The organism is Clostridium sp. ZBS2 (genome assembly GCF_023845855.1).
GTDB lineage: Bacteria > Bacillota > Clostridia > Clostridiales > Clostridiaceae > Clostridium > Clostridium aquiflavi.
Genome location: NZ_JAMQIF010000010.1, coordinates 246,160 through 260,016, shown reverse-complemented (window position 1 = coordinate 260,016; position 13,857 = coordinate 246,160). Strand labels below are relative to the sequence as shown.

The window sequence follows — 13,857 nt, the reverse complement described above, 5'->3', positions numbered from 1 at the left end:
TTTATTTTTGTTCTTTTAATAATATTATATATTTTTAGATTTTAGCAAAAACAAATAATTATTGTAATAGAAGGTGTACATTGTTTTGGCGCAACAATGTTAAATTAATTATTACAATTTGCTAAAATAATATTGGTATATTTATATTTAATATATCAATGAACTTTTTATTTAATAAAGGTTCATTAATTACATTATTACAAGTAAATTTAAGATTACTTAAACTCATAGAAAGTTCTTCTTCTATAAATTCTTCAAAGTCCCATCTTATAGACTCTGTTATAAATTCATATGTATCTGAAGGAGAATTGAAAATTTTAATAAATAATTTTTTTTCAGGATCACTATCCCAGTTGTTATTAAACTTATCACAAAATAAATTTAATTCTAATAATAGCCTGTCTTCATTACTTTCCCAAAGAGAATTTAGAAAATTGTAAGATTCTATCATTGAATTAAGATTACTTATATTAATAGAATTATTTTTAATTACTTCTTCAGTTATAATATCAAAAGTAGATACTGGAATGAAGAATCCTTCACATGTACGATCAAAATAAGTTAAAAAAGAAGTAGGTAAGAATATATGTTGTAAAAAACCCAAAAGAGCATTTATAGAAGGATAAACTACCCATCCACATTTTAAAATACCTTTTTCAGAATCTAATATTCCAGTATAAGCAATTTTAGATTCTGTGGTTATAGATCTGTTATCAAAATATCCTTCCCATAACGAATGATCATTTAATATTCTATTTTCCCAAAACAAGTATTCTTTATAATTATTTTTTTGATTTGGGTTTTTATTAGTATTACTCTTCACATAAGACACCTCTTTTCAACTAAAAAACTAATATAAATTATCTTAAAATTTATATATAAGTATTTTTTTTAATAGACTATATTTAATATATAGTCTATTAATTATTAAAGTTTAGAATAGTATTCTACTACTAGAGAATCATTAATTTGTATTGGAACTTCATGTCTTTCAGGATTTCTTATAAGAGTACCTGAAAAATCAGTTTCATTTTTGCTTAAATATGGATATAAATTATTACTTTGTGATAAAAAATTTTCTTTAAAAAGTTCATTTTTTTGAGATTTTTCTCTTAAAGCAATTACATCGTTAATCTTTATATTGAAAGACGGAATATTTACTTTGCTACCATTAACTAAAATATGTCCATGAACTACCATCTGACGTGCTTGAGCAACTGAAGTTGAAAAGCCTAATCTATAAACTAAATTATCTAACCTACATTCTAATCTTTTTATTAAAGCAGGACCAGTGGGTTCTTTATCTTTAAGTGATTTTTTTACATAAGTTGCAAATTGTTTTTCCATTACGCCGTAGTATGCTCTAAGTCTTTGCTTTTCAAGAAGCTGAGTACCATAAGCTGAAAGTTTCTTTGCATTTCTAGCGCTACCATTATTAGCTCTTTTCATTGCATTAGGATGACCTATAACATTTAATCCTAATCTCCTACATAATTTAAATCTCGGTTTAATCATTCTTGCCATAATAATATCATCTCCCATAAAAAATTGCCGCGATAAAATTAAGCCTGAAAATAATATAACATATAATCTATAAAATGTAAATGAAAATCATTATCAATTATAAAATATTTTTATTGAATAATATAGTTTTTAATATTTAAAGAGTTAAGCTAATATAAAAATATTATAAATTTATTAAATAAGTTTTTAAGTCATAACAGTAAATACAATTATTGTGATTTTTTTAGAGTTTTAAATATTTTTTATAAATTAAATGTATAATATTTATTTACTATAATTTAATAATAAATTAATATATAAATAAATATTATTTTAAGATTGAAATTATGACTTTCAAGTTCAATTGACAATCATTTTTAAAATATGATATTATAATTTTTGTAAAATTATAATTTAAAATGTAGAATTATAAAAAAATAGAATGAAGAGGTATTTATGGAAAACATATTAAAAAATGAAAAACTTATGATATTTGCAGGTGGAGTTGTAGCTGGTACTTTAGGATTAAAAGCTTTAAAAAGTAAGACAGCTAAGAAGATTTATGTTAGTACATTAGCTAATGGAATGAAACTTCAACAAGATGCACAAAATTTATTTGAAACAATGAAAGAAGATGCACAAGATATCTGCTATGAAGCAAGAAAAAGTTCAGTAGAAGATTCTGTATCTTCTGAAGGTTAAAATTAAATTAAGATTTAATTAATAACAATTTATATTAGGTTTCATGAGTTTTATAAACAAGCTTATGAAACCTAATATTTAATTAAGGCACATGAAAATAAAAGGACGTGATTTATAAATGAAATATAAAATAGTCCATGATATGCCAGGTCGTTTAAGAGTAAGATGCGGAGAATTTGCTTTTTCATTAGAGCAAAGTTGTAGTATAGAGTATATCTTGGAAAAGAGTGAATATATTGAAGGTACAGAGGCTTGTTATGTTACTGGAAGTATTTTAATTTTTTATGATGAAGACTATAAAGATGAAATATTAGAGTTACTTTCTAAAATAAAAATATCAGAATTACCAGAATTAGATTGTGATAATAAAGAAAACTCAAAGGAAATAGATAAAGAATTTAAAAATACAATTTTACATATGATAGGAAGAAGAGTTTTTATAAAACTATTTGTACCAACAGGCATACGTAAAGTATTAGCAGTTTGGAATTCTTTTAGGTTTATGAATAAGGGGGTAAATAGTTTACTACAAGGAAATATAAATGTTGATGTATTAGATGCAGCATCAATTGGAGCAGCGTTATCTCAAAAGGCCTATAAAACAGCAGGTTCCATAATGTTCCTACTTAATATTTCTGAGTTACTTGAAGACTATACAAGAAAGAAAACAAAAAATGAACTTACTAAGAGTTTAGCTATAAATGTAGATAGTGTATGGTTAGCAAATGATGATAAAGAAATATTAATACCTATAGGAGATCTTCAGGTTGGTGACAAAATAATAATTCACACTGGAAATGTTATACCAGTTGACGGAGTTGTTTATGATGGTCAAGCTATGGTAAATCAATCTTCAATGACTGGAGAACCTCTTGCCATTGAAAAAGGAATAGATGATGTAGTATATGCAGGAACTGTTGTTGAAGAAGGCGACATAAAAGTAGCGGTAAAAGCTTTATGTTCAGAAAGTAGAATTAGTAAGATTATTGAGTTAATAGATAATTCAGAAGAGTTAAAAGCAAATATACAAGGTAAAGCTGAAAAACTAGCAGATAATATTGTTCCATTTAGTTTATTTGGAGCAGCAGCTACATATTTAATTACAAGAAATATTACAAAAGCATTAGCAATACTATTGGTAGATTACTCTTGTGCAATAAAATTGTCTACTCCAATTTCAGTAATATCTGCAATGAGAGAAGCATCAACCCATAAAGTTATGGTTAAAGGCGGTAAATACCTAGAAGCATTAGCAGAAGCAGATACAATTGTATTTGATAAAACAGGTACATTAACTGTAGCATCTCCAACAGTAGCTAAAGTTATACCTTTTGATGGATTTGAAAGAAATTATGTATTAAAAACAGCCGCATGTTTAGAAGAACATTTTCCACATAGTGTGGCAAGAGCTATTGTTAAAAAAGCTGCACAAGAAGAACTTCATCATAAAGAAGAACATGCAAAAGTAGAGTATGTTGTAGCTCATGGAATCGCAACATCTATTAATGAAGAAAAAGCAATAATAGGAAGTTATCATTTTGTGTTTGAAGATGAAGGAATCATATTATCAGATGAACAAAAAGAACTTATAGAAAAAGAAAGTAATGGCTATTCTCTTATTTATTTAGCAGTTGGAAATAAACCAGCAGGATTTATTTGCATAAGTGATCCAATAAGAAAAGAAGCCAAACAAATAATTTCAAATTTAAAAGATACAGGAATAAATCAAGTAATAATGTTAACTGGTGATGGAGAGAAAAATGCTAGAATAGTAAGCGAAAAGTTAGGAATAGATAGATTCTATGCACAGGTATTACCAGAAGAAAAAGCTAATATTATAGAAAAATTAAAAGCAGATGGACATAAAGTAATAATGGTAGGTGATGGAATTAATGATTCACCAGCACTTGCAGCTTCAGATGTTTCTATTTCTATGAAAGATGGATCGGATATAGCAAAAGAAGTTGCAGATGCAACATTAATGTCATCTGATTTAGAGTCACTTGTAATAGTTAGAAAGATAAGTCAAAACCTTATGTTAAAGATAAATAAAAATTATAGAAATATACTTTTATTTAACACATCACTTCTTGTACTGGGCTTATTTGGATATATAAGACCGACAACATCTGCTGTGTTACATAATTTATCAACTATGGGGATAAGTGCAGACAGTATGCGTCCTTGTTTATAATTTATTATATTAAAAGATATCTTCTCATGAACTTAATAAGTTTTCATGAGAAGATATTTTAATGTGACTTAATATAATAAATATTTATGATATCATTGTATTAAAAACTAAGAAAGATTAAAAAATATATTTAAGGTGGATAAAATTATGTTTAAAAGTTGTAAGAAAGATTTTAGTGATTTTATAATTAATAAACAGTTTAATAGATTAGAGAATAAAATAAAAGATGTAAATTTTTTACTAGAAGATATTAAGGAAAGTCAAAGGAATTATAGATATTCTAATATAATGTCAGCTTTAGAAGATTTTGAACAGTCAATATTAGAAAATCATGAAGAAAGAAAAACTTTTATTCAACTTATGGCTCAAAGTAAACTAAATATAGGATTAGATAGTATTTTAAGAGAATTTATAAATCTAGTTAACTTTTTTGTACAATGGGACGAATTAAATATTTTTGAAAAAAATTTTGGCTCTGCTAAGTATTCAGAAAAAAATGTAGAGAGAAAGTTAAATCAATTATGTGAAGATTATGTTTATTTAAAAAAAGGAATAAAAACATTAATAGATTTAAAAATATCTCAGGGTATAGAAGAAGAAAAATTACAATATTTATTTATAAAGTTAGAGAATTTAGATGAAATAATAGACGAAAATAAAATATATAATTGGTTGCCTCCTGAAAATGAAGAGAACTCTTGGCAGCATCAATTATTATATGGAAGAAATTATGTGAATCATAAATTTAAAGAAGATAATGCTATAAATAAAAGTTTAGATGAAACGAAAATAGTAAATATAAACCAAATGGTACATAACTCAAAAAAATTTATAAAAAACATATTAAAAAAATAGGCTATATTTTATGGGTAAGGGAATTTGCGTAAATATAGCGCAAAATAAAAGGAGGAGTATTTATGAAGTGTAAAATTAAAGAATGTTGTAATACTGTGGAAGAGGATGAAAAATACTGTAAATATCATTTAATAAAGAGAAATTCTAAAAATAGAAAAATTATTGCAGCGGTTAGTATTATTACTAGCTTATCTATTGTTAGCATTACTGGAATAAAAAAATATTTTGATATGAATAAAAACTTTAAAAAAGTTCAATAATAAGAGTAACTCTTCACAGTAACTAAAAATAATATATATTTAATATCTAAAAAATAGTGTATTGGTTTTTATTAAATCAATACACTATTTTTTTATTCTTTAGGAATTTATATAAAATTGTATATGAATAGAATTTATTATAAAATTAATATAAAGTACGCACAGCATCTTTAGTGCGTTTTTTCTTTATATAAATGAAGTGGAGAGCAAAAAATGAAAAATATAATAGATTTAAAAAGAAAAGATGGTATTAATATAAAAGCACAATTAAAAGTGTTGGATGAAAGCTATATTGAAAAAATAATGGAACTACAAGAATATGTAGATAAATCATTAGAAGATAAAGAATTATATGTTTTATCAACAAAAGAAGAATTTATAGAATATATGCAAGGGGAAGGTAAAGCTATAGGATATTTTACTTTAGATTCAGATGAATTAATAGCTTTAGGTGTATATAGAAAATTAGGATATGAAAAAGAGAATTATGGTTATGATTTAGATATAGAGGGAGAAAAACTTTTAGAGATTGGTCAAGTTGAAGTTACAATAGTTAGAGAAGATTTTAGAGGAAATAAACTTCAAAAAATTCTTTGTGAAATTTTAGAGAAGATAGCTTTAAATAATAAAATTTCAATTATGACAGCTACAGTTTCTCCTTATAATAAATTTAGTTTAAATACATTTGAATCAATAGGATATAAAGTTGGAAAAGATAAATTAAAATATGGTGGACTAAGAAGATATGTTTTAATTAAATATTTATATTAATTTTGGGAGGTAAAGATGAGGATATTACATACTGGTGACTGGCATTTAGGTAAAAACCTAGAGGGAAAAAGTAGAATGGATGAGCAGGAATTATTTTTAAATGATTTTGCTAAGTTAGTTAAAGAAAATAATATAGATTTAGTTATTATTGCAGGTGATGTGTATGATTCTAGTAATCCCCCAGCAAGAGCAGAAAAAATGTTTTATGATACATTGAAAAAAATATCATCTAATGGCGAGAGAATTACATTAGTTATATCAGGCAATCATGATAGTCCAGAAAGACTTGTATCAGCAGGTCCTCTTGCAAGAGATCATGGAATAATTATGGTTGGTACTCCTAAAACCATAGTTCAATGTGGTGAATATGGAAATCATAAAGTTATAGAGTCTGGAGAAGGATATGTTGAATTAGAAATAAATGATGAAAAAGCTGTTATATTAACTGTTCCATATCCTAGTGAAAAAAGATTAAATGAAGTTTTATATGGAGAAATGGACAATGAAGAAGATAGAGTGAAGTCTTATAGCGATAGAATACATTCATTATTTGATTCTCTTAAGGTACATTATAGAAAAGATACGATTAATTTAGTTGCATCACATTTATTTGCTATGGGGAGTGAAGAAGGTGGTTCAGAAAGAAGTATTCAGTTAGGGGGAAGCTATATAGTAGATGGAGGATGTTTTCCCCATGAAGCTCAATATGTAGCTTTAGGGCATGTTCATAAACCACAAATTGTTCCTGGTACTAATAAAAGAGCAAGATATTGTGGATCACCTATTCATTATAATAGAAAAGAAATAAATTTTGATAAGAAGTGTTTTATTATAGATGTAAAATGTAATGAAGAGCCTAATATAAAAGACATTGATTTAAAGGTATATAAGCCTATTGAAATATGGAAATGCGCTAATATTGATGAAGCAATATTAAAATGTAAAGAAAACTCAGAAAGAGAAAGCTTTGTTTATCTTGAAATAGAAACTGATAGATATGTAAGAGAAGATGAAATAAAGCAGATGAAAGATTTTAAGAAAGATATATTAGAGATAATTCCTAAGATTAAAATAAATGATGAGGAAGATGCTATTAAGAATATATCAGAAAAGTCTTTTGATGAAATATTTAAGGATTTTTATAAAAAAGAAAGAGGCGTTGAAGCAGATACGGAAGTTGTTGAGTTGTTTTTAAATATAATGTCAGAGGTAGGTGAAGAAGATGAGACCAATTGAGCTTAGGATTAAGGGATTAAATAGTTTTATAGAGGAGCAGAATATAGATTTTAATAAGTTGACTGAAAGGGGATTTTTTGGGATTTTTGGACCTACAGGTAGTGGAAAATCAACTATTTTAGATGGGATAACATTAGCTTTATATGGACAGGTTTCAAGAAAAAGCTCTAATTATATAAATACTAATTGTGATTCATTAAATGTAAGTTTTAAATTTCAAATATCAGGTATAGAAAAGAGAACATACGTTGTAAGTAGGGAATTTAAACGTGATAACAAAACTGGTAATCCAAGAACTTCAAGGGCTAAAATAATTGATAAAACCAATGAAATAGAAGAAGTTTTAGCTGATAAAGCTCAAAAAGTAACTGAAAAATGTGAAGAAATAATAGGTCTTGGATTAGAGGATTTTACTAGAACAGTTGTATTGCCACAAGGTAAATTTAGTGAATTTTTAAAGCTTGAAGGAAAAAGTAGAAGAGAGATGCTTGAAAGATTATTTAATCTTCAAAAGTATGGAAATATTCTTTCGGTAAAATTATCTAGAGAAATAGGTAAAGAAAAAACAGAGAGTAATCTTCTAACTGGAGAATTAAAAGGTTATGATGAAGTTAGCAGTGAAAAACTTAATTTAAAAAATGAAGAACTAGAATGTGCTAAAAATCAATTAAGTAATGCAAATAATGAATTAAAAGATATAGAGAAAAAATATAAATCTAGTGAAGAAATTTGGAATTTACAATTTGAATTAAACTCTTATAAAGAACAAGAAAAAGTTTTAAATTATAAATCTAGTGAAATAGAAGAAGATAAAATTAAGCTTAAACTTGCGGAAGCTGCATTAAAGGTTAATCCATATGTATTAGCATATGAAAATACTTTAAATGAAGGCAATGAGACTCAAAAAGAAAAAGAGAGATTAGAAATAAACTTTAAAAAATTGAAGGTTGAAAAAGAAAATTCAGAAAAAAATTTATTAGAAATTACAGAAAAAAAAGATAAAGAAATACCAGAATTAAAATTAAGAGAACAAAAAATAAATGACGTAATAGAAGAAAAAAATAAGTTAGATATTTTAGATAAAGAAATAGAAGAAATTTCTTCAAAGGTTCAAGTATTAAGAGAAAAATATAAGAAAGAAAAGAATAATAGTTTAATTATAGAGGATAGTATTAAAAATACAACTATTAATATCAAGGAATTGGAAGAAAAATTTGAAAGCTTAAAAATAGATGATGAATTAAAAGTTAAGATTCAAGATGGTCTTTTAATCACTGAAAAATACAGTTTATTTGAAAAAAATATTAGTAATAATAAAGATAAATTAACGAATATAAATAAAGAAATAGAAAATTTAAAAGTGAATTTTGATGAGTTACAAAAAATATATAAAGTAAAGTCTAATTCATTAAATAAAAGCAAGGATGAATTAGAAAACTTGATTAAACACTGTCCAGGTAACCAGGAAGATTTATTAATACTTCAAAAAAATCTAACTAATTGTAATGAAAAGTGGGAAAAATTCAATCAATATTCTGATGAAATAAAAAAATCTAAATTATTAATTGAAGAATTAGAAGAATTATTAAAAAAAGATAAAGATAAAAAATCTAGTATTGATAATGAATTATTAGACTTAAAAGAAAAATACAAAAAATGTGAAATAGAAAATTTAGCTTTTAAAATAAGAATGAATTTAAAGAATGGTGAAGCATGCCCGGTATGTGGATCATTAGAACATGGTATAAAAAGCAAAGATAAGTTAATAGATGATTTAGATGATGATATAGTAAATCAATTAAATAATAAAATTAATGATTATGAAATTAACTTAAAAGTATTGGAACAAGACATAACAATATATAATACTAAAATCAGCTCTGAGGAATATAAAATTAGAGAGAAAAATCTTCAAATAGAAAATTTAGGAGAAGAGTTTAAAAACGTAGTACCTAAAGACTTAGAAAGTCAATTTAATAGGCTGAAAAAAGATATAGAAAACTATGATGCAAAAAAAGAAGTGTTAGAAAATACACTTATACAATTAAAAGATGAGAATTATAAATTGGAAAATGACAGTAATAGAATATCAATTTTAATAAAGGAAAAAGAAACACAAGTAAATTTGATAAATGAAGAATTAGCTATTGATATAGAAGAACTTAACAATATAAATGAAAAATTAAATATTATTATAAGAGAAACTAATGTAAGTGATTTTAATAAAAAGAGTCAAGAGATAGTTAATATAGAAAAAGAAAGAGAAATTTTATCAAAGAAGATAAAAGAATTTAGAATCAATCTTGAAACCTTAATTAAAGAAAAGGATAAAGTGCAAGAAAATTTAAACTTAATTACTGAAGAAGGAACGTATGCACGTACATCATTAAATGAAAAAAATAAAAATAGAGAAGAAAAAATAAAAATAATAAAAGATAAGTTAGAAAAAGAATTTAATTTAATGGATGATTCAAATAATATTGATAGAAATAAGTTGTTTATGTTATTAGATTCTATAAAAAAAGAAATAGAGTGTATAGAAAAAGAATTTAAATCAATTCATGAATTGAAAGACATAATTTGTATTAAATATGAAAAATGTAATGAGGAATTTATTTCAATAGTAGCTAAGGAAAACCAGATTATAAAGAGATGTGAAATAGAAAAAGAAAATTTAAATAAAAATTTAAAAAGTGAAAATTTTGAATCTATAGAAGAGGTAAAAGCAAATATTATTGAACTTAATGATGTTGAAATATTAAAGGCAAAGATAGAAAAATATAAAGAAGATTTATCTAAAATCAAAGGAGCGATAGAGAGCTCAGTTAAAAAATTAAATAATAGAGAAGTTACAGAACAACAATGGATAAGTATTCAAAATAGTGTAAAAGAAAAGAAACTAGAATTTGAATCATTAAATGAAATTAAAATTAAATTAGAAGAAGAATATAAATTTATAGACAATAAACTTAAAGAGCTTAAGGATTTATTAATCAAAAAAGAAAAGATTGATCATAAATTAGCTTTGCTAGATGATTTAGATAAATTATTTAAAGGTAAGAAGTTTGTAGAGTTTGTTGCTATTACTCAATTAAAATATATTTCAATGGAAGCATCTAAAAAATTAAAGGAAATAACTAATGGAACTTATGGATTGGAAGTAGATGAAAATGGAAAATTTATAATAAGAGATTATAAAAATGGAGGTGCTGAAAGAGATGCATCTACCTTATCAGGAGGAGAAACATTTTTAACATCACTAGCATTAGCATTGGCATTATCATCACAAATACAGCTTAAGGGAACAGCACCATTAGAATTGTTTTTCCTAGATGAAGGATTTGGAACATTAGATGATAATTTATTAGAAGTAGTTATGAGTTCGTTAGAAAGATTGCATAATGATAAATTAAAAATAGGTATAATCAGTCATGTTGAGTCTATTAAAAATAGAGTGCCTGTAAAGTTAATACTTACTTCAGCAGAATCAGGAAAAGGGGGAAGCAAGGTAAGGATTGAACGAAGTTAAACTATATTAATGGGTAAATGGGAAAATATTCAGAGCAAACAAAGGTCAAAGAAAGTCAAAATTGAAGAAAAACTTAGATTTATACTGAATGGTTTAAGATAATTAAGATTTTTAGAAAAAGTATTCATTTTTTAAACATTGACAATATTTAGTTGTGTTAATAAAATATTCACTATAAAAAGAAATATAGTGTGAAGAAGCAAGTACACGAGATATTAGAAGGAGTGATAGTTTATGATAAAAGAAAATGGTAATATTTCAATTCATACAGAAAATATATTCCCTATTATTAAAAAATGGTTATATTCGGATAAGGATATTTTCATTAGAGAACTTATAAGTAATGCTTGTGATGCTATAAGTAAGTTAAAAAGATTATCAGCTTTAGGTGAAGCAAATGTAGATGAAAATGAAAAATTTAAGGTTACAGTAATAGTAAATAAAGAGAAAAAAACTCTTAAATTTATTGACAACGGAATTGGAATGACAGAAGACGAAGTTAAAAAATATATAAATCAAGTAGCTTTTTCAGGAGCAGAAGATTTTGTAGAGAAGTACAAAGATAAAATGGATGAAGGTAGTGATATCATAGGTCATTTTGGACTAGGATTTTATTCAGCATTTATGGTTTCTGATAAAGTTCAAATTGATACATTATCATATAAAGAGGGTTCAGAACCTACAAGATGGATATGTGAAGGTGGTACTGAATTTGAGATTTCTAACTCGGATTCTAAAAATGAAAGAGGTACAATAATAACTTTATATATCAATGAAGATAGTAATGAATTTTTAGATGAATACAAGCTTAGAACTATTATTACTAAGTATTGTTCATTCTTACCTATAGAAATATATTTAGAAGATGAAAACAAGGTAAAAGAAGAACCTAAATATGAAACAAAGAAAAATGAAGATGGAACTGAGTATAAAGAACTTATAACACCAGAAGAAGCAAAACCTTTAAATGATACACATCCTCTTTGGATGAAAAAACCAAGCGAATGTACTGATGAAGAATATAAAGCTTTTTATAGACATGTATTTACTGATTTCAATGAACCGCTATTTTGGATTCATTTAAATGTGGATTATCCATTTAATTTAAAAGGAATATTATATTTCCCTAAATTAAAACATGAATTAGAAGCTACAGAAGGTCAAGTTAAGCTTTATAACAATCAAGTTTTTGTTGCTGATAATATAAAAGAAGTAATTCCAGAATTTTTATTACTTTTAAAGGGTGCAATAGATTGTCCAGATTTACCTCTTAATGTTTCAAGAAGCTTTTTACAAAATGATAAAGATGTAGCTAAAATATCTAATCATATAGTTAAAAAAGTAGCTGATAAGCTAACATCATTATTTAAAAATAGTAGAGATGAATATAATAAATTCTGGAATGATATACAAATATTCATTAAGTATGGATGTTTAAGAGATGAAAAATTCTATGAAAAAATTAAAGATATAATTATATTTAAAACTATTAATGATGAATATGTTACATTAAAAGATTATTTAGAAAAAGCTAAAGAAAAGCATGAAAATAAAGTTTTCTATGTAAATGATGTAAGACAACAATCTCAATATATAAAATTATTTAAAGAATATGGATTAGATGCAATCATCTTAGATGCAAGTTTAGATAATCATTTAATATCTTTCTTAGAAATGAAAGAAAGTGGAGTACAATTTACTAGAATAGATTCAGATATATCAGATGTTTTAAAATCTGATGAAGATTCTAACACTGAAGAAGTAAAAGAATTAAATAAAAAAATAGAGGAAATGTTTAAATCTACTCTTGGTGAAAAGATAAAGAATATATCAGTAGAGGGATTAAAGGATGCAGGAACTCCTGCTATGATATTAATATCTGAACAGTCAAGAAGAATGGCTGAAATGAGCAAAATGTATGCAGCTATGAATATGCCAGCAGGAATGTTTGATGAAGAAAAAACTTTAGTAGTAAATAACAATAATACTATTGTTAAAAAGATTATAAGTTTATATGAAGATGATTCTAAAAAAGAAGATGTTAAATTCATTTGTGAACACATATTTGATTTAGCTAAAATAGCTAATAAGGAATTAAGTCCAGAAGATATGGATGAATTTATAAAGAGAAATAATGAACTTTTAAGTAGAATTTTATTATAAAATAACAGTATTGCTAAAAAGGTACTTGATGAATTTTTCAGGTACCTTTTTTGTTATTATATATTATTTTTATTGAATTATTTAAATTAATATTTTAAGCAATTTATATATTATGTGATAATTATATAAATTTTATACTAAATAATTTATAAATTTATTATTAATGCAGTTCTTAGGAGAATAATGTTACTATAATTTGAGTATATATTAAAAAGGTGGTAAGCTTGTCCTTTAATACCTTAGAGTATTATGGTATAATAACACCGTATATTTTTAAATGGAGGTGTTTTTATAATGAAACACATAAAAACAATCAATAAAACAAACATAAAAAATAGTTTATGTAAGCCAGGATGCAAAGAATGTGCTAACTCATGTCAATCAGCATGTAAGACATCTTGCACAGTTGCAAACTTAGAATGTGAAAACTAATATACCTTAATAGCAGTAACTAGATAGTTACTGCTAACTTTTTTATTTTATGGCTCTGTTTTAAATGCGTGTTGATATATGCAATAGGTAAAGTGGCATTGTAATTGGACTTTGAGAATAGTTAAGTGAGAATCTAAATTTTATATTTAGCTTTTCGAACTTACTCAGCGAAGTCGAGTTTCATTTTGATAATCATATTTACTGCTTGTCAC

11 protein-coding genes are annotated in these 13,857 nt (G+C 25.1%); 9 read left to right on the top strand and 2 right to left on the bottom strand.

From position 1 onward, the window contains the following. Positions 1 to 121 precede the first annotated feature (121 nt). The gene (locus NG918_RS07560) at positions 122 to 823 is read right to left on the bottom strand and encodes a hypothetical protein (protein WP_252212068.1); all 702 of its coding nucleotides are present in this window, start codon (positions 821 to 823) and stop codon (positions 122 to 124) included. A 104-nt stretch (positions 824 to 927) separates the two neighbouring features. Beyond that, entirely contained in the window at positions 928 to 1,524 is a 597-nt protein-coding gene (gene rpsD / locus NG918_RS07555; protein WP_252212070.1) for a 30S ribosomal protein S4, read from the bottom strand. Positions 1,525 to 1,959: 435 nt separating this feature from the next. Between rpsD and NG918_RS07550 the strand changes: the two genes are divergently transcribed. From NG918_RS07550 to scfA, 9 genes are all read left to right on the top strand, one after another. Beyond that, the gene (locus tag NG918_RS07550) at positions 1,960 to 2,205 is read left to right on the top strand and encodes a DUF6110 family protein (RefSeq protein ID WP_252212071.1); all 246 of its coding nucleotides are present in this window, start codon (positions 1,960 to 1,962) and stop codon (positions 2,203 to 2,205) included. Positions 2,206 to 2,323: 118 nt separating this feature from the next. Next, positions 2,324 to 4,399 carry a heavy metal translocating P-type ATPase gene (locus NG918_RS07545; protein WP_252225534.1) on the top strand — a complete coding sequence of 692 codons (2,076 nt, stop codon included), beginning with the start codon at positions 2,324 to 2,326 and terminating at the stop codon, positions 4,397 to 4,399. Between the two features lie 147 nt (positions 4,400 to 4,546). Further along, positions 4,547 to 5,254: a hypothetical protein gene (locus tag NG918_RS07540; RefSeq protein WP_252212077.1), complete on the top strand. Its 708-nt coding sequence runs from the start codon at positions 4,547 to 4,549 to the stop codon at positions 5,252 to 5,254. A 62-nt stretch (positions 5,255 to 5,316) separates the two neighbouring features. Beyond that, positions 5,317 to 5,514 carry a hypothetical protein gene (locus NG918_RS07535; RefSeq protein WP_252212078.1) on the top strand — a complete coding sequence of 66 codons (198 nt, stop codon included), beginning with the start codon at positions 5,317 to 5,319 and terminating at the stop codon, positions 5,512 to 5,514. Between the two features lie 213 nt (positions 5,515 to 5,727). After that, positions 5,728 to 6,285, top strand: a complete 558-nt coding sequence (locus tag NG918_RS07530; RefSeq protein WP_252212079.1) for a GNAT family N-acetyltransferase — start codon at positions 5,728 to 5,730, stop codon at positions 6,283 to 6,285. Between the two features lie 15 nt (positions 6,286 to 6,300). Further along, a complete protein-coding gene (locus NG918_RS07525) occupies positions 6,301 to 7,521 on the top strand; it encodes an exonuclease SbcCD subunit D (RefSeq protein ID WP_252225533.1) in 1,221 nt (406 codons plus the stop codon). Further along, complete coding sequence (locus NG918_RS07520; RefSeq protein WP_252225532.1) at positions 7,508 to 11,050, top strand: SbcC/MukB-like Walker B domain-containing protein; 3,543 nt, start codon at positions 7,508 to 7,510, stop codon at positions 11,048 to 11,050. Before NG918_RS07525 ends, NG918_RS07520 begins: the two co-directional genes overlap by 14 nt. Positions 11,051 to 11,284: 234 nt before the next feature. Continuing rightward, on the top strand, positions 11,285 to 13,213 hold the full coding sequence (htpG, locus tag NG918_RS07515) for a molecular chaperone HtpG (RefSeq protein WP_252225531.1): 1,929 nt from the start codon (positions 11,285 to 11,287) through the stop codon (positions 13,211 to 13,213). A gap of 294 nt (positions 13,214 to 13,507) precedes the next feature. Then, positions 13,508 to 13,645 (top strand): six-cysteine ranthipeptide SCIFF, encoded by a 138-nt coding sequence (gene scfA / locus NG918_RS07510; protein WP_003371542.1) that lies wholly within the window; start codon positions 13,508 to 13,510, stop codon positions 13,643 to 13,645. The last annotated feature ends 212 nt before the right edge of the window (positions 13,646 to 13,857 follow it).

Bases quoted from the DNA above. Each gene is read 5' to 3' on its own strand.
- rpsD (WP_252212070.1), bottom strand. From the start codon at position 1,524: ATGGCAAGAATGATTAAACCGAGATTTAAATTATGTAGGAGATTAGGA.
- scfA (WP_003371542.1), top strand. From the start codon at position 13,508: ATGAAACACATAAAAACAATCAATAAAACAAACATAAAAAATAGTTTA.
- NG918_RS07520 (WP_252225532.1), top strand. From the start codon at position 7,508: ATGAGACCAATTGAGCTTAGGATTAAGGGATTAAATAGTTTTATAGAG.
- NG918_RS07545 (WP_252225534.1), top strand. From the start codon at position 2,324: ATGAAATATAAAATAGTCCATGATATGCCAGGTCGTTTAAGAGTAAGA.
- NG918_RS07550 (WP_252212071.1), top strand. From the start codon at position 1,960: ATGGAAAACATATTAAAAAATGAAAAACTTATGATATTTGCAGGTGGA.
- NG918_RS07525 (WP_252225533.1), top strand. From the start codon at position 6,301: ATGAGGATATTACATACTGGTGACTGGCATTTAGGTAAAAACCTAGAG.
- NG918_RS07530 (WP_252212079.1), top strand. From the start codon at position 5,728: ATGAAAAATATAATAGATTTAAAAAGAAAAGATGGTATTAATATAAAA.
- NG918_RS07535 (WP_252212078.1), top strand. From the start codon at position 5,317: ATGAAGTGTAAAATTAAAGAATGTTGTAATACTGTGGAAGAGGATGAA.
- htpG (WP_252225531.1), top strand. From the start codon at position 11,285: ATGATAAAAGAAAATGGTAATATTTCAATTCATACAGAAAATATATTC.
- NG918_RS07540 (WP_252212077.1), top strand. From the start codon at position 4,547: ATGTTTAAAAGTTGTAAGAAAGATTTTAGTGATTTTATAATTAATAAA.